The 16,232-nt window shown below is 67.6% G+C and carries 12 protein-coding genes; 7 read left to right on the top strand and 5 right to left on the bottom strand.

Translation table 11 applies throughout. The features are described from left to right. Nucleotides 1-110: 110 nt before the first annotated feature. From AC10QF_RS09085 to AC10QF_RS09095, 3 genes are all read left to right on the top strand, one after another. Nucleotides 111-2,192 carry a TonB-dependent receptor family protein gene (locus AC10QF_RS09085; protein WP_494542071.1) on the top strand — a complete coding sequence of 694 codons (2,082 nt, stop codon included), beginning with the start codon at nucleotides 111-113 and terminating at the stop codon, nucleotides 2,190-2,192. A 62-nt stretch (nucleotides 2,193-2,254) separates the two neighbouring features. After that, a complete protein-coding gene (locus tag AC10QF_RS09090) occupies nucleotides 2,255-4,027 on the top strand; it encodes a chloride channel protein (RefSeq protein ID WP_227844730.1) in 1,773 nt (590 codons plus the stop codon). A 128-nt stretch (nucleotides 4,028-4,155) separates the two neighbouring features. Then, nucleotides 4,156-4,872, top strand: coding sequence for an MgtC/SapB family protein (locus AC10QF_RS09095; protein WP_021204279.1), 717 nt, complete (start codon nucleotides 4,156-4,158; stop codon nucleotides 4,870-4,872). A gap of 1 nt (nucleotide 4,873) precedes the next feature. Here AC10QF_RS09095 and AC10QF_RS09100 read toward each other — a convergent pair whose 3' ends face one another. Beyond that, nucleotides 4,874-5,278, bottom strand: coding sequence for a MerR family transcriptional regulator (locus tag AC10QF_RS09100; protein WP_005416971.1), 405 nt, complete (start codon nucleotides 5,276-5,278; stop codon nucleotides 4,874-4,876). Between the two features lie 63 nt (nucleotides 5,279-5,341). On the opposite strand from AC10QF_RS09100, the gene AC10QF_RS09105 reads away from it, so the two are divergent. Then, complete coding sequence (locus AC10QF_RS09105; protein ID WP_111177370.1) at nucleotides 5,342-6,169, top strand: class I SAM-dependent methyltransferase; 828 nt, start codon at nucleotides 5,342-5,344, stop codon at nucleotides 6,167-6,169. An 80-nt stretch (nucleotides 6,170-6,249) separates the two neighbouring features. Here AC10QF_RS09105 and AC10QF_RS09110 read toward each other — a convergent pair whose 3' ends face one another. The 4 genes from AC10QF_RS09110 to AC10QF_RS09125 all read right to left on the bottom strand — a co-directional run bounded on the left by AC10QF_RS09110 (nucleotide 6,250) and on the right by AC10QF_RS09125 (nucleotide 14,235). Further along, on the bottom strand, nucleotides 6,250-6,540 hold the full coding sequence (locus AC10QF_RS09110; RefSeq protein WP_494542072.1) for a DUF6959 family protein: 291 nt from the start codon (nucleotides 6,538-6,540) through the stop codon (nucleotides 6,250-6,252). A gap of 121 nt (nucleotides 6,541-6,661) precedes the next feature. Beyond that, nucleotides 6,662-7,498, bottom strand: coding sequence for an OmpA family protein (locus tag AC10QF_RS09115; RefSeq protein WP_005416976.1), 837 nt, complete (start codon nucleotides 7,496-7,498; stop codon nucleotides 6,662-6,664). A 61-nt stretch (nucleotides 7,499-7,559) separates the two neighbouring features. Continuing rightward, complete coding sequence (locus AC10QF_RS09120; protein ID WP_494542073.1) at nucleotides 7,560-13,019, bottom strand: ESPR-type extended signal peptide-containing protein; 5,460 nt, start codon at nucleotides 13,017-13,019, stop codon at nucleotides 7,560-7,562. A gap of 235 nt (nucleotides 13,020-13,254) precedes the next feature. Beyond that, nucleotides 13,255-14,235: an AraC family transcriptional regulator gene (locus tag AC10QF_RS09125; RefSeq protein WP_069138320.1), complete on the bottom strand. Its 981-nt coding sequence runs from the start codon at nucleotides 14,233-14,235 to the stop codon at nucleotides 13,255-13,257. Between the two features lie 692 nt (nucleotides 14,236-14,927). Here AC10QF_RS09125 and AC10QF_RS09130 point away from each other — a divergent pair. The 3 genes from AC10QF_RS09130 to AC10QF_RS09140 all read left to right on the top strand — a co-directional run bounded on the left by AC10QF_RS09130 (nucleotide 14,928) and on the right by AC10QF_RS09140 (nucleotide 16,224). Then, on the top strand, nucleotides 14,928-15,116 hold the full coding sequence (locus AC10QF_RS09130; RefSeq protein ID WP_005416979.1) for a Flp family type IVb pilin: 189 nt from the start codon (nucleotides 14,928-14,930) through the stop codon (nucleotides 15,114-15,116). 89 nt (nucleotides 15,117-15,205) lie between these two features. Beyond that, entirely contained in the window at nucleotides 15,206-15,751 is a 546-nt protein-coding gene (locus AC10QF_RS09135; RefSeq protein ID WP_065185730.1) for an A24 family peptidase, read from the top strand. After that, nucleotides 15,748-16,224 carry a TadE/TadG family type IV pilus assembly protein gene (locus tag AC10QF_RS09140; protein ID WP_005416981.1) on the top strand — a complete coding sequence of 159 codons (477 nt, stop codon included), beginning with the start codon at nucleotides 15,748-15,750 and terminating at the stop codon, nucleotides 16,222-16,224. Before AC10QF_RS09135 ends, AC10QF_RS09140 begins: the two co-directional genes overlap by 4 nt. Nucleotides 16,225-16,232: the final 8 nt, after the last annotated feature.

A 16,232-nucleotide genomic window follows, 5' to 3' on the forward strand; every position in this document is an offset into this window, starting at 1 on the left:
AAGCAATCGCCCACTCTACCACCGGGGGAACAGCGTGAACCGGCGGCGCATTCCATTGACGAATGGAATCAGCAATAATTCTCATTTACCGCCTTCCACAGCCCGCACCGATGCCCATCCCTGCCCTGCAACCGGCCCGCCTGCCGCTGGCCGCCGCCCTTACCCTGTGCCTGCTCCCGGCCGCCACCGCCTTCGCCCAGGACGGCGCCACCACGCTGGACAGCATCCAGGTCTCGGGCAGCTGGCTGGGCACCGGCCTGCATGACAGCGTGAAGAGCTTCGCCGGCGCGCGCACCGTGGTCGACCGCCAGCGCATCGAGGCCAGCGGCGCGGCCAGCCTCGGCGATGCGATGCGCCGCATCCCCGGCGTGCAGGTCACCGACAACTCCGGCACTGCGGGCAGTTCGGTGTCGCTAAACATCGGCGTGCGCGGCCTCACCGGGCGCTACTCGCCGCGCTCGACCGTACTGTTGGACGGCGTGCCGCTGGCGGTGGCGCCGTATGGCCAGCCACAGCTGTCGTTCGCGCCGACCAGCCTGTCCAACATCGAATCGATCGATGTGGTGCGCGGCGGCGGTGCGGTGCGCTACGGCCCGCAGAACGTGGGCGGCATCATCAACTTCAGCACCCGTGCCATTCCCACCGAGGCCGGCCTGCACGGCGAAGCCGGCGTGCGTTACACCGCCTACGACCACGGCGGCGGTGACAGCACCCAGTACAACGCCTTCCTCGGCGGTACCGGCGACAATGGCCTGGGCGCGGCGCTGCTGTACTCCGGCCAGGATGGTCGCGGCTGGCGCCGGGGCAGCGATGACCGCTTCAATGATCTCGCGCTGAAGTTCGCCTACGCCATCGATGCGCAGCAGGAACTGCGCGCCAAGCTGTCCTACTACGATGTGCGCTCGCTGACCCCGGGCGGCCTGACCCGCACCCAGTACGAGGCCGATCCGTTCCAGAACACCCGCCCCACCGATTTCTGGAAGGGCCACCGCACCGGCGTCGACCTGGGCTACACCAACACGCTGTCGGCCAACAGCGAGTTCGAGGTACTGGCCTATTACAACGAAAGCAGCCGAGCCAGCTCGCTGATCAACGCCGCCAATACCCAGCTGACCGTGCAGCCGCGCGACTACCGCGTGCTCGGCATCGAGCCGCGCTACACCCAGCGCCTGCACTGGGGCAGCAGCGTGCATGACATCACCGCGGGCTATCGCTTCCTGCGCGAGCGCGGCAACGACCGCAGCTACACCGTCACCCGCCGCACCGGCGTGGCCAGCGCCACCACCCGCTTCGACAACGCCACCGATGCGCATGCGTTCTACATCGACGACCGCATCGCGATCGGCCAATGGCGGATCACTCCGGGCGTGCGCATGGAATGGATCGACATGGACCGCCGCCAGGCCGGAGGCACGGCGACCTTCAGCAGCCGCAACGACAAGGCCCTGCCCTCGATCAACATCGCCTACCTGCTGACTCCGCAGCTGACCGTGTTCGGCAACTACACCACCTCGTTCGGACCGGTACAGAACATCCAGCTCAATTCGCAGACCGCCAGCAATCCGCTGAACCCGGAAGTGGCCAGGACCACCGAGCTGGGCGCGCGCTGGCAGGACGGCGCCCTGCGCGCGGAAGTGACCGTGTTCAAGATGCGCTTCGACAACCAGATCCTGCAGGTACCGGGAATCACCCCGCCGACCTTCCAGAACATCGGCGCCACCGACCACAAGGGTGTGGAGAGCGCACTGGAGTACCACTTCGCCGAGGACGGCGCGCTGGCCGGGCTGGAGCTGTACGCCAACTACACCTGGACCAAGGCGATCCAGCAGTCCGGCGACAACCGTGGCCTGGACGTGCCGTTCTACTCGCGCGACACCGACAGCATCGGCGCCCGCTACGCGCTGGCCGGCTGGACCTTCAACGTCTCCAGCACCCACCAGAGCGGCCAGTTCTCCGACGCCGCCAACACCTGGGCCGAGAGCGCTGACGCGCGCGTGGGACGCGTGCCGGGCGTACGCCTGTGGAATGCCCAAGTGGCCTGGCAGGTGCCGGGGCTGGGTAACAGCGAGATCGCGCTGGGCGTGAACAACCTGGCCGACAAGCGCTGGTACACCCGCAACGTCGATGGCAACGCAGGCCGCATGGTGGCCGCGCCGCGCACCTTCTACGTACAGGGCCGCTACCGCTTCTGAGCCGGTAGCCGCCCGATGCGGTGACGGTGGCGCTCACGGTGGCGGCGTATCATGCCGCCACCATGTCTTCACCCGTTTCGCCATCGCGCCTGCATCTGGCCTTCCAGGGCCTGCGCCTGCGGCTGCGCGGCAGCGACCTGTGGTTCATCGCGCTGGCGCTGCTGGTTGGCCTGATCGCCGGCTACCTGACCCTGCTGCAGTCGGGCATCGCGCGCTGGCTGCAGGGCACGTTGTATGGGCTGGACGACGGCATGCGGCTGAGCTCCCTGCCCTCGCTGACCTGGACCGCGCTACTGGTGCTGCCACTGGGCGGACTGCTGGTCGGCCTGGTCAGCCTGGCGGCGACGCGACTGAAACGGCCACTGCTCGATGCGGTGGAAGCCAATGCGCTGCACGGCGGCCGCATGTCGATGCGCGACAACCTGATCGTGCTGACCCAGACCCTGCTGTCCAACGGCTGCGGCGCGTCGGTCGGCCTTGAGGCTTCGTATACGCAGATGGGCGCGGGCAGCGGCTCGCAGCTGGGCCGGGTGATGCGCCTGCGTCGCAACGACGTGCGCATCCTGGTCGGTGCCGGTGCCGCCGGTGCCATCGCCGCTGCGTTTGGTGCGCCGCTGGCCGGTGCGTTCTACGCCTTCGAGATCGTCATCGGCGCCTACACCCCCGCTGCGCTGGCACCGGTGGCCGTCGCAGCGCTGGCCGGCGCGTTCGTGGCCGACCAGGCCGGCATCGAAGCCTATCTACTGCCAGCGGCCTCGACCATCGACGTGCGCGCGGCCGACTACGCGATCTACGGCCTGCTGGGCTGCTGCTGCGCGATGGTCGGCATCGCCATCATGCGGCTGATCGCCTCGATCGAAGGCACGGTCAAGCGCAGCCCGCTGCCCGCGTGGGGTCGGCCGGTGGTCGGTGGACTGCTGCTGATTCCACTGGCACTGGCCAGCCCGCAGGTGCTGTCGTCCGGCCACGGCGCCCTGCATCTGGACCTGACCACGCACCTGCCGCTGATCTGGATCGGCGGCCTGTTGACCCTGAAGTGCCTGGCCTCGGGCATCTCGCTGGGCTTCGGCTTCCGTGGCGGCCTGTTCTTCGCCTCGCTGTTCATGGGCACCCTGGTCGGCGCGCTGTTCGCCGGACTGCTGGGCATGGCCACCGGCGTTCCGGTGATCGACGCCACCTCGGCCGCGCTGGCCGGCATGGCCGCGCTGGCTGCTGCCGTCGTTGGCGCGCCGATGACCATGGCCATGCTGGTGCTGGAAGGCACGCACGATTTCCTGCTGACCAGCGTGGTGATGAGCGCGGTACTGGTGTCCAGTACGCTGGTGCGGCAGTGGTTCGGCTACTCGTTCTCGACCTGGCGCATGCACCTGCGCGGCGAGACCATCAAGAGCGCCCGCGACGTGGGCTGGGTGCAGAACCTCAACGCCGGCCGGCTGATGCGCAAGGGCGTGGCCACTACTCCGGCCGATCTCGATGCCGCCGCGTTCCGCCAGCGCTTCCCGCTGGGCTCGGGCAGCCGGGTGATCCTGATCGACAGCGAGGGCCACTACGCCGGCATCGTGCAGATTCCACGGGTCTACGGCGATGGCGTGAAACCGGAGACCATGATCGGCGAGCTGGCCGAGAACCGTGACGTTTCACTGTCACCGGCCGCGGACGTGGTCAGCGTGATGCAGCGTTTCGACCAGACCCAGGCCGACGAACTGGCGGTGGTCGGCGCCGACGGCCAGGTGCTGGGCGTCGTCTCCGAAGCCTTCGTGCGCAAGCGCTACGCCGAAGAACTGGACAAGCGCCAGCGCGAGCTGATGGGCGAGCGCGTCGAGGACACCGACTGACCCCGCAAAAAGGGGACGGAGGGGATTAAGTCGTTTCTGGCACGCTGACTAACCACGCGTGGCGTGGACCGCTGGAAATCCACGCATGGCGTGGATCTACTGTCACCTCGACCGGGTAGACTCCGGCCATGCGCTTTATTGAGACCTTCCAGGCCGGTCCCTTCGCCGACACCGTGGTCAGCCTGCTGGCCGCTTTCGTACTGGGCACGCTGATCGGCGCCGAACGCCAGTACCGGCAGCGCACCGCCGGCCTGCGCACCAACGTGCTGGTGGCCGTCGGCGCCGCTGCCTTCGTCGACCTGGGCATGCGCATCGCCGGCAGCGCCGAGGCGGTGCGGGTGATCTCCTACGTGGTCTCCGGCGTCGGCTTCCTCGGCGCCGGCGTGATCATGAAAGAGGGCATGAACGTGCGCGGCCTGAACACCGCCGCCACCCTGTGGTGCTCTGCGGCGGTGGGCAGCTGCACCGGCGCGGACATGTTGGCCGAAGGCGTGCTGCTGACCGTGCTGATCATCGCCGGAAACACCCTGCTGCGGCCGCTGGTGAATGCGATCAACCGCATTCCGATCAATGAGGCCGCCACCGAGGCGACCTACGAAGTGCGCCTGAGCGTGGATGCCGAAGCCGTGCCGCGCGTGCGCGAGCGCCTGGTCGATGCGCTGGAAGCGGCGCAGTATCCGGTGGGCGATGTGCAGTTGGTCGAGCATGCCGACGCGCCTACCGATGTGATCGCGGTGCTGGTCAGTACGGCGGTGAGTGCCGATGAACTGGACGTGGTGCTGGCACGGATGGAGCAGGTGCCGGGCGTGCTGCATGCCACGTGGGAAGTCAGTACCCGCGATTGATTCAACCGCCCATCCGCTGCTGCGCGCGCAACAGTTTCCGGAACGAACCGCACTTGCGGGCATCCTCCGCCTGCGGGCAGGCCGCTGCGCGCTGCAGGTGCCGGCGCACCCGCTGCAACCGGGTGATCTGCCGCTGCAGCACCTCGGCTTGTGCCAGCAGTGCCTCGCGGTCGAGTGAGATGCACCCCTGCTGCGACGGCAGCGATGCACCGATCTGCTGCAGCGACAGCCCGGCCGCCTGGCCCAGGCCGATCAGCGCCAGCCGTTCCAGCACCTGCGCGTCGTACTGCCGGCGCAGGCCGCGGCGCCCCAGCGCCTGCAGCAACCCCAGCTGTTCGTAGTAGCGCAGGGTCGAGGCCGGCACGCCACTGCGCTTGACCACCTCGCCGATATCCAGTTCGCGCACGGGCTTGACCTCAAGTGACCTTCAAGCACCAAGCTATGGGCAACTACCCGGCGAGGCAAGGCCATGGCAAGCACATCTCCCATTGATCAGAACGCCCTGTGGAACGGCCCTGGCGGCCAGGCGTGGGTTGCGCAACAGGCTGTTCTTGACGGCCTGTTCCAGCCGATGGCTGACCTGCTGGTCACCGAACTTCCTGAGACCGTTACCGAACTGCTCGACATCGGCTGCGGCACCGGCGCCAGCCTGCTGGCCGCGGCCGCAGCGCGTCCCGCGGCACATTGCACCGGCCTGGACATCTCCGCGCCGATGCTGGCGCTGGCCCATCAGCGCGCCAAGGCGGCAGGACTGGACGCGGACTTCATCGTGGCAGACGCGCAGCGCCATCCGCTGCCGCCCGCGCACTTCGACTGGATCCAGTCGCGGCTGGGCGTCATGTTCTTCGAGGACAGCCAGGCCGCGTTCGCCAACCTGCATCGTGCCACGACACCGGGCGCTGGGCTGCGCTTCATCGCGTGGCGCAGTGCCGGGGAGAATCCGTTCATGACCACCGCCGAGCGCGCCATTGGCGATGAACTGGATCTCCCGCCCCGCGTACCCGGCGCACCGGGACAGTTCGCTTTTGCCGATGGCGAGCGCGTGCAGCGGCTGTTGCAGGCCGCCGGCTGGAATGACGTGGAAGTGGTTGCGGTGGACCTGCCCTGTTCGCTCGCCCGCGAAGACCTGCCGACCTATGTCGGCCACCTGGGGCCGTTGGGACTGGCCCTGCGATCAATGCCGGAAGCCCGCGCCACAATGCTTCGCGAAAAAGCATTGGCCGCATTCGCGCCGTTCATCGAAGGTGACCGCGTTCGTGTGGATGCCGCCTGTTGGTTGATCCGCGCCCGCGCTTGAAAAAAGGGGACGGAGGGGATTAAGTCGCATATGCCCCGGCTGTGCCGGAAACGACTTAATCCCCTCCGTCCCCTTTTTTGCTAGAGGGCCTCGCCGGCGTCGGCCAGGCGCGATTCGATCAGGGCGTACCACTGCTGCAGCACGTCGATCAGCATGTCCAGCTCGGCATCGGTGCGCTGTGCGCGGCCACTGCGCAGGCAGGCCTGGGCTTCCTGCAGCTGGGCCAGGAACCCGGCCACGGTATCGGCCTGCAGGATCAGGCCCGGCAGGCGCCGCCCGGGGATGCGCACCACGGCATGGTTGCCGAGCTGGCCATACACGCTGAGCGTAGCTTCCGTCTTCATGGAGATGGGCAGGAATTGGGCATTCATCGCGTGCACCGTTTGGAAACCTGAGCCGCAGGCAGGCGTGGACGACGGGGGAGACGTTGCCACGCCTGCCGGCGGTCAGGGGGGACTCGGGATGCCGGGGCATCGCCCCGGCGCAGGAAGGTCAACGTGGCTGTGCCATCCCGGCGATCTGCACGCGCCGGTTCGGCGCCAGGCAGGCAATCAGCTCGCGCCGGTTGCGCTGCTCGCACTGCACGATCGGCTCGGCCGCACCGCGTCCTTCGGCACTGATGCTGGCTGCAGGCACGCCCCCCTGCACCAGCGCGTTGCGCACGGCGTCGGCGCGGCGCTGCGACAGTGCCTGGTTGTAGCTGGCGCTGCCAATGCGGTCGGTGTAGCCGGTTACCTTGATCGACTGCACCTGCGCGGCCTCGCGTACCTGCGCCAGGATGCCCTGCACCGCCTGCTGGCCTTCGGCGCTGAGTACCGCGCTGTCGAATCCGAACAGCGCGTCGGCCGACAGCCGCAGGGGCTGCTCCGGCAGCGGTGCCGGTGCCAGCGGCGCTGGTGGCCGCGGCGGTTCGAGCACGGCCGCGCACGACTCCGGCTTCCAATAACCGCCCTGCGCGATGCCCTTGCTGTCGAAGCGCACCTGGAACTGGCAGGTGAAGTACTCCGCGCCCTGCGCGGTGCGGAAGTTGAACAGGTAGTTCCACTCGCGCACGCCCCACATGCCTTCATTGAAGTGCGGTGTGCCCAGCAGCGTGTACAGCTGCCGCTTGCTCATGCCCGGCGCGAAGCGGCGCAGGTCGGCGACGTCGGGATAGATGCCTTCCTTCAGCGAGGCCTTGGAGGCCTCCGGGAAGTGCACGGCGGTGGCTTCGGCAGGACCATCGGCGGCCGGCGCATGGCTGCGGCAGGCGGCCAGCAGGCCCATCCCCAGGATCAGGCCCAGCGTGGCGGCACATTGGCCGGCGCGGGCGATGCGATGCTGTTTCATGTCGTTCCCCCTGTAGACGTTTCCGCGATGCCGGGCCGCGGGTGCGGCCCGGCGGCGGGGATCACCACTGGATGCCGGCACCGACGGCCACACCGGCCTCGCCACGGCTGTTGGTCGAACCGCTGAACTTGTAGATCCAGCGGCCGCCTTCGGAGACACCGGAGATACCGACCGCCACGCCCGATTCGCCGTTGTAGCTGCCGGCGGCGATCGAGGCCATGCTGCGGCCCGCCTCGCTCGGCTGCGGCAGCGCTGCGGTGGCCATCGCCGAAGCGATACCGGCCGAAGCGCGATTGTCGGTCTTGCGCAGGTCGCGCTCGAAGCCGCCCATGCGCTCGTCGGTGTAGGCCTTGGACCAGTCCAGGGTCTGCGCCATGCCCGACTTCAACTGGTCCACGTTGACCGCGTCGGTACCGGCGGTGCCGGCGGCAACGTTGCGGACCGTGGTCGGGCCGCTGCTGGTGCTGCCCAGGGTGACACTGTTGTAGTTGGTCGCGCCGTTCACCGTGGTGTCGTAGCGGATCGTGCCCTGCTGCGAAGCCTGCAGCTGGCGCACGTTGACCGCATCGGTGGCCTGCGAGCCGTCTGCCACGTTGACCACCTGGCGTTCGGCACCGGCGGCACCGACAGACACCGTGTTGGCCCTGTTCGCGACCGAACCCGCACCCAATGCCACCGAGTTGTCGGCCTGCGCCTGCGAACCATTGCCCAGCGCGGTCGAGTTGGCACCGGCGGCAGTGGAGCCTGCACCACCGGCGGCCGAGTTGGCGCCGCTGGCAGACGGATCGGCCAGGTTGTTGGTGTTGTTGGCGCGGAAGCTGCCGGCCACGTTGGTGATGTTCTGGATCTTCTGGTCGGTGTACTTCTTCGACTCGTCGATGGCGTAGTTCACGCCGTTCTTCAGTTGGCCGACATTGGTCGCGTCATAGGTGTCCGAGCCATCGGCTACGTGGGTGATCTTGCGTTCGCTGCCACTGCTGCCGACCGAGACCTCACCGGCCGAATTGCTGGCACCGGTCTGCCCGTAGGCGCCGGTGTAGCCGCTCTGTGCACCGACGCTGGCGACCGAACCGGCACCCAGCGCCACGCTGTTGCCGGCACTGCTGCTGGCACCGTTGCCGACCGCCACGCTGTTCGCACCGGCTGCGCTGGCCTGCGGGCCGACCGCCACCGCTTCCGCACCTGCCGCGGTGGCTGCGGCCGCCGTTGAGTTGACCGCCAGGTACGCACTGCCACCACCGCCATTGGTGATGCGCTGGTTGAGGACCCTCAGCGAGCCGTCGACAGCGGTGAAGGCGGCGGTGACGTTGTTGTAGTCGCCGCTGGTGAAGGTGCCATCGGTGGCGATGCTGGAGATGTTGAACGTCGGCGCGGTCCACACGTTGGTGGTGCCGTTGTAGGCGGTGGTGCCACCGAAGTAGGTGGCGATGATGCTGTTCGTGCTGAACAGCTGGTCGCCGGTGATGGCATCACTGCTGCCGGCCAGGATGCTGCCGGCGGCGACGTTGGTGATCTTCACCGCGCCGGTGCCGGTACCCGTCAGCGTCACGCTGTTGAGCACGTTGCCACTGCCATCGACGTCGTACTTCACGGCCAGCTTGTCGATCTCGCCGGTCTGGTCCGCGACGTTGGCCAGCGAGTTGCTGACGGCATCGAAGGCGGTACCGACGTCGTTGTAGTTGCCCTTGGTGATCGTGCCGTTGGCGGCGACGTTGTTGATCGAGTAGGTCGGTGCGGTCAGTACGCCGTTGGCATCGACCGCGGCACCACCGCCCAGATGGGTGGCCACCGCCTGGTTGGCGGCAAACAGCTGGGCACCATTGATGGCCTCACTGCTGGTGGCACTGACCTGGCCCGGGCCAAGGTTGCGCAGCGTTGTTGCCGTGCCGGTCTGGCCCAACGTGGCGCTGGCGTAGTTGACACTGCCATCGGCGTTGAGGTCATAGCGCAGGGCGCCCTGCTCCGAGGCCTGCAGCTGGCCCACGTTGACCGCATCGGTCGCCGCCGTGCCGGCGGCCATGTTGGTGACCTGGCGCTCGGCACCGGCCGCACCGATGGAGACACTGTTGGCACGGTCGGCCAGGCTGCCGGCGCCGACCGCGATACTGTTGGCGGCAGTGGCGCGGGCGTTGGTACCGACCGCGATCGAGTCGGCGCCGGTGGCCAGCGCCTCGGTACCGGTCGAGTTCACCCGCAGGTACTTGGTGCCACCGTTGCGGATGTCGGTGATCTGCGTATTGAGGTTGACCAGCGAGCCATCGACTGCGGCGAAGGCATCGGTGGCATTCTCATACAGGCCCTTGGCGATGGCACCGCCAGTGGAGATCGTGCTGATCTCGAACAACGGTGCAGTAAAGATGCCGCTGGCCGGATCGAAAGCCGCACGACCACCGAAGAAACTGGCGATGGCACTGTTGGTAGCCGCCAGCTGGCCGCCGTTGACCGCCTCCAGGCTACCGGCGGTGACCGCGCCGGCGGCAAGATTGCCGATGGTGGTGGTGCCGGTGCCTGCGCCGAGCGTGACCCGGCGATAGTTCGGGTTGCCCGAGCCGTCCAGGTCATAGGTGACCGCTGCGGAGGCCACATCGTCGATCAGACTGATGGCGCCCTTCAGCTGGGCCACGTTGACAGCATCGGTATTGGCGCTGCCCGCGGCAAGGTTGGTGATCTGGCGCTCGCCGCCACCGGCCGTGCCCACCGACACTTCGCCGGCCGAGACCTGGGGTGCGGTGAGGCCGTAGGCGCTGTAGCTGGCCTGCGCGCCGCGCAGTGCAGCGGAGCGGTAACCCAGCGCGACCGAGTTGGCCTGGTTTGAAGTAGCTTCGGCACCCAGCAGGGTCTGTCCGTTGGCGGTGCCGACGGCACTGTCACCGACGACGACCGAGTGGCCCATGCGGGCGGCATAGTCGGCCGTCGGCACGCCGGTCGGATTGCTGGGATCGTTCACGCCATCGCCGGGGAAGGCGACATTGGCATCGACCTTCGGCAGTTCATGGCGTGCATTGGCACCGATCACCACTTCCTTGGACCCGTTGGCGAAGGCGCCATCGCCCATCAACACCTGGTAGTCCTGTGCCGCGTTGACCGCCCAGCAGGAAATATCGGCCAGCGCGATGTCCAGGCACTTGGCCGCCCACGCCGGCGAGTCGGTTGGCAGAAGGAGGCCCAGCAGGCCACCGGGATTGCCGTTGTTGATGTTGTAGATGTAACTGTCGGAGGTCACGCCACCGATCAGGGTCAGGTGCGAGCTGCCGCCCGTGGCTGCGCCGCCCAGGCCGTTGAGCGTGCTGCCGACCGGCGACAGGTTGACCACCGGCAGGCCCAGCACATTGACCGTCGAATAGGTCTGCATGACGTTGGCGTTGCTGAGCTTGAGATTGCCGTTGCTCAGGTAGCCGTTGCCGCCGAACAGGCTGGTGGTGGTCGGCCCGATCAGCTGGCCGACATTGCCGACCAGGCCACCGGTGCCGATGATCAGGCCAGCATTCGGGTCGGCCGGCGCGGGCGCCTTCGGGCTGGTTGGCGGAATCGCCGAGGGTTGGGTCAGGCCGAGGCTGCCCAGCGTGCCTCCCACCAGGCCACCCACGGCGCTGCCCAGGTTGCCGACGGTGCCATTGAGATTGCCGTTGAGCAGGTTGCCCACCGCGCTTCCGACACTGCCCAGCGTGCTGCCCAGCACGCCGCCCAGGTCGCCGGTGGGGCTGCCGGTGGTGCCGTTGAGAATGCCGCCCACGGCGCTGCCGACCTGGCCAACGGTGCCGTTCAGTGCGCCGCCCACTGCACTTCCAACGGTACCGACAGTGCCGTTCAGAGCACCGTCCACTGCGCCGCCGACCTGGCCGACGGTGCCGTTCAGAGCACCACCCACTGCACTGCCGACGGTACCGACAGTACCGTTCAGAGCGCCACCGACTGCACCGACGGTGTTGTTGAGCGTGCCACCCACGGCGCCGCCAACCTGGCCGACGGTGCCGTTCAGTGCGCCGCCCACTGCACTTCCAACGGTACCGACAGTGCCGTTCAGAGCACCGCCAACTGCGCCACCGACTGCGCCGACCGCGTTGTTGAGCGTGCCGCCCACTGCACTTCCAACGGTACCGACAGTACCGTTCAGAGCACCGCCAACTGCGCCACCGACTGCGCCAACCGTGTTGTTGAGCGTGCCGCCCACGGCGCTGCCGACCTGGCCGACGGTGCCGTTCAGTGCGCCGCCCACTGCACTTCCAACGGTACCGACAGTGCCGTTCAGAGCACCGTCCACTGCGCCGCCGACTGCGCCTACCGTGTTGTTGAGCGTGCCGCCCACGGCGCTGCCGACCTGGCCGACGGTGCCGTTCAGTGCGCCGCCCACTGCACTTCCAACGGTACCGACAGTGCCGTTCAGAGCACCGTCCACTGCGCCGTTGACTGCGCCTACCGTGTTGTTGAGCGTGCCACCCACTGCGCTGCCAACCGTGCTGACTGTGCCGTTCAGCGCGCCACCCACCGCGCTACCAACTGCACCCGCGGCACTGTGAAGCGTCCCACCGACAGCACCCACCGCACCACCCACCAGGTTGCCGACGCCCAGTGCGCTGTGCTGCGCCGCGACGGTCGCCTGTCCGGCCAGCTTCAGGTTGCGATCGGCCACTACCTCCTGGCCGTCCGGCGCCTGCACGCGCACCTTGCCGGCGACGCCGGCATCGAACGCGGCGCTGATGGCACGATCATGGGTTTCACCCGGCAGCTCCTCCTTGGCCGGCAGCGTGACTGCCGCCGTCGCCCGGGCCTGGCCCTGCCCTTCGATGTGATGGCCAGCGACCGCCAGATGCGTGTCGGCCTTGCCGTCGACGGTGGCTTTCAGCCCAGGCAGTGATCCGGCGGCTGCACCGCTGAGGCCGGCGGCCGCCCGGGCACCCGTATCGATCGAAGCGACCTGGCGGCCAGCGATGCCGACCTTGGCCCTGGCGCGCGCATCGGCAGCGACGCCCAGCGGCGCCTGGGCGCCGGGCGCAACGTGCGCAGCCAGCGATGCATCCACCTGTGCCGCCCTGGCCGCAGCGTTGCCCACCCCAACATTGGCGCGGACATCAGCCGCCAGCGCCGGCACGGCCACTTGCTTCGGCACGGTGTTAGCTGCCAGCTTCACCTGCACGGTGGCCGGCAACACGTCAGGTACCAGCGGCAGCGACGTGGTATTCAACTGCAGGCCCAGACGAGCATCCGCACTGATTGCGGGGCTGTTCTGCGCCTGCCGCGCGGCGGCAGCCAGGGCCACCTCCGCGTCAACCTTGACCGGCATCGGCTGCGCATACTTTGCCGCGAGTGCTTGCAGGTCACGCAGCGATTGATTGGTTTCCGAGGCCCCAGCGTGACCGCTGGCCAGCGCACACAGCAGTGCCAGCGCCAGGGCCGTGGGCATCAGCAGGAAGGCGCGCGGATCGCGTGCGGCGCTGCCGCCGCTGTCGCCGGTGGCCAGTTCCGAGGCCACAACCAGAGCATTGAGCTGGCGGTTCCATACACGCCGGTAGATGCGGTTCATGAGCATTTCCCCCGTAGGCGAACAACTGGAATGTCAGTGGACTTGCCGCTAGGCAGGTGACTGACATTTCAGCGGTTGCAACGAGGGCGGTGCACTTCAATCCGGCACGGCAATCGCGCATTCCGGCAAATCCACGGCCGGAATCGGCAGCCGGCTATGCATAAGCGGCAACACGATCGGCAAGCGGATACGCAATTCCGGCATAAACGCCGCGAAAACCCTTGCCGGGCTTGGATCAGGCCGGTTGGCCGATCTGCGCGGGTGCGCGCATCAGGGTGTCGCGCGGCAGTTCGCCGAATACCTTGCGGTAGTTGTCAGCGAAGCGCGACAGGTCCCACAGCCCGCAGCTCAGGGCGATCGCCTTCACCGAGCGACGGCTGGAGTCTGCCATCGACAGGCTGCGGCAGGCCGCGCACAGGCGCAGCATGGAGAGGTAGCGGTTCGGCGAGGTTCCAAACAGGTCCTCGAACGCATAGCGCAGGCCGCGCTCGCTGACGCCGGCGGCATCGCAGATCTCGTTCATGTAGATGTTGCGACGCAGGTTGAGCCGCATGAAGTTCTCTGCACGCTGCGCGATCAGATAATGCGTGCGCCGCGCACGGGTACAGCCCGGGCGATCCGCCGCACCGGCGCCCAGCAGGGCCTGCACATGCTCATGCAGCAGGTTCTCGGTTTCATCCGGCTGCAGCCCTGCCCCCTGTCCCAGCTGCAGGTGCAGCTGCTGGTAATGGCGCGCCAGCGGCGTGGCGTCGCTGGCCAGGTTGAACAGCGAAAGTGCCTGGCCAGCAGGTGGCGTGCTGCGCAGGCTCAGTTCGGTCAGCTTGCGCTGGACGCGGGCCACCGGCACCAGCATCAGGGTCATGTGCGTGCCCGGGCTCAGGGTGAACTCACTGATGCCCTCCGGCATGATCGTCAGCGCCATGCCCGGCGCGAGCGGCACGCCGTGGCACCAGCTCATCGTTTCATCGGTGGCGTGCAGGTACCCCAGCATCGCCCAGTCCGGCGGCAGCATGAAACGGCCACGGCAATGGAAGCCGCAGCTGATGCTGCAGAACAGGGCTTCCTCGTGCACGCGCGAAGCGAACGCCGCCCGTGGCCCGTTGCCATCCAGCAGCAGCAGTTCGACATCACAGACGCGAAGCACGCCGCTCAGCGTGGCCAGGTCTATGGACCGAAGGCCGCTGTCGTCGCTGTCCTCTACCCCACCATCGACCATGACAGTGTTGTCCCCCCGTTGATCCACCATCCGCTGCGGCCCCCACTGCCTGACAGGGCGCGCAACGATCCAGAATCCATTTCCGTTGCCACGCCGGCGGCGCCGGCGTCGATGCGATCATACAAATCAATGCAAGAGCTTGAATGCGAGTATGCCCAATAATCGGCAAAGGTAAACCCGCGGCCCGACATGATGAAAATGGATACACAAGTGAAGAAAATGTCGGAGCGGCTGGCACGGTTTTCGCATGGACCACAAAGCGAATCACATTATCTGCACGACAATGAATCGTTTTGCGTGCGAACGGATTTTCGTCACAGAAACCATCTGAAATTTTCAGGCTTCCGGGGTTTCTGCCGAATTTGCATATAGGTTCCGGTTGCAGCCAACCGCCATTCAGGCAAAGTCGACATTACGGTGATCCGGCCACCTGATCTGGCCGCACCCAGGGGGACAGCATGACCACGCACGCATCACTGGATGCCTCGACCACCGGCCCCGGGCCGTCCGGTCGCGACCGTGCGGCCGATGTCCCGCCTGGAAACGATCACCCTGCTTGAGCACAGCGGGCCAGTCCCGCCGTGCCTCCTCCGCCAGGACGCGCGGAGGCCCACGGACGATCCCGGCGGAGCCGGGCCACCGCCCAACGCAGGTGTACTGCATCCGCAGACAGGTAGAGGGAGACATTGGTCATGAACGCATCGATCCGCAAATTCCTGAAGGAAGAAGACGGCGTCACCGCGCTCGAGTACGGGCTGCTGGCTGCCGTCATCGCTGGCGTCCTGATTGCGGTCGGCAACGACCAGATCAAGGGGTTCTTCGAAACGCTGTTCAAGAACCTCTCCGCACTGGCCACCAAGGCGTCGGGCTCGACGACCTGAGCGGCGACCGCGCGCGGCCGGCAGGGCCGCGACGGCGGGGCGCATGGAACCAGGCGAAGACCGTCCAGTGACGGACGATGGAGTGTGCGATGACAGTGCTGGGATTGTTGGCCATCGGCGTCTGCCTGCGGATCGCGATCAGTGATCTGTATGCCCGTCGGGTGCCCAACACCTGGCTGGTCGCCGCATGCGTGATCGCCACTGCGGTGATCGTGGTCGGCCAGTTCAGTGCGCCGCGCCAGCCGTGGCTGCCCCACCTGGCCGGCGCGGCGATCGGCCTGTTGGCGCTGCTGCCGTTCCATGCCCTGCGCTGGATGGGCGCCGGGGACGTGAAGTTCTTCGCCGTGGTGGGCCTGATGCTGGGCTGGCAGGCGCTGCTGCCGGTCTGGCTGGTAGCGAGCCTCGCGGCTGGGTTGCATGCCGTGCTGGTGCTGGCCGGTCGCCGCCTGGGCGTGCTGCTGCCCGGTCACCTGCAGATGCAGGTCAATCGCACCAGCACGCAGTGGCAAGCGCATCCGGTGCTGCGTGACATGCAAGCCGCCCGCCAGGGACGACGTGGCATTCCCTATGCAGCCTACCTGGCACTGGCCGCCATCGGCTGGGTGCTGGCCAGCATCTACGGAGGTGCACCATGAACATCCGCAGCCCACGCCTGCAACGCGGTGTCGCCAGCATCGAGTTCGCCCTGATGCTGATGCTCGGCCTGTTGCCGCTGCTGCTGTTCACCTTCTCCGGGGTGATGATCATGGCGGCGCAACAGACCCTGGCCACCGCCTCGGCCGAAGGCGCGCGCGCCTCGCTGCGCTACGGCACCGCCAGCGAACGACGCACAGCCGCCTGCGTCGCCGCACGCACCTCGATGCAATGGTTGCTGCAGTTTTCCAGGCAGAACGTGGACTGCAGCGCGGGGGGCAGCAACGCCATCGTGGTGTCGGCACAGGCGCCCTGCGCCGGTCTGGCCACGGCCCAGTGCATGACCGTGACGGTCAGCTACGACTACGCCAACCATCCCTTCCTGCCCGGCACCGCCACGCTCTACAAGTGGGTGATGCAGGCCCCCATCCGCAGCGTCGCGGTCGCGCAGCTCGATCTCGGCAGCGGCAATTGATGATCGGT

The organism is Stenotrophomonas maltophilia complex sp. Om-AH-Sm3, assembly GCF_059337855.1.

Coding starts and splice junctions, on each gene's coding strand:
- AC10QF_RS09085 (WP_494542071.1), top strand. CDS start 111: ATGCCCATCCCTGCCCTGCAACCGGCCCGCCTGCCGCTGGCCGCCGCC.
- AC10QF_RS09090 (WP_227844730.1), top strand. CDS start 2,255: ATGTCTTCACCCGTTTCGCCATCGCGCCTGCATCTGGCCTTCCAGGGC.
- AC10QF_RS09095 (WP_021204279.1), top strand. CDS start 4,156: ATGCGCTTTATTGAGACCTTCCAGGCCGGTCCCTTCGCCGACACCGTG.
- AC10QF_RS09105 (WP_111177370.1), top strand. CDS start 5,342: ATGGCAAGCACATCTCCCATTGATCAGAACGCCCTGTGGAACGGCCCT.
- AC10QF_RS09110 (WP_494542072.1), bottom strand. CDS start 6,540: ATGAATGCCCAATTCCTGCCCATCTCCATGAAGACGGAAGCTACGCTC.
- AC10QF_RS09115 (WP_005416976.1), bottom strand. CDS start 7,498: ATGAAACAGCATCGCATCGCCCGCGCCGGCCAATGTGCCGCCACGCTG.
- AC10QF_RS09120 (WP_494542073.1), bottom strand. CDS start 13,019: ATGAACCGCATCTACCGGCGTGTATGGAACCGCCAGCTCAATGCTCTG.
- AC10QF_RS09125 (WP_069138320.1), bottom strand. CDS start 14,235: ATGGTCGATGGTGGGGTAGAGGACAGCGACGACAGCGGCCTTCGGTCC.
- AC10QF_RS09130 (WP_005416979.1), top strand. CDS start 14,928: ATGAACGCATCGATCCGCAAATTCCTGAAGGAAGAAGACGGCGTCACC.
- AC10QF_RS09135 (WP_065185730.1), top strand. CDS start 15,206: ATGACAGTGCTGGGATTGTTGGCCATCGGCGTCTGCCTGCGGATCGCG.
- AC10QF_RS09140 (WP_005416981.1), top strand. CDS start 15,748: ATGAACATCCGCAGCCCACGCCTGCAACGCGGTGTCGCCAGCATCGAG.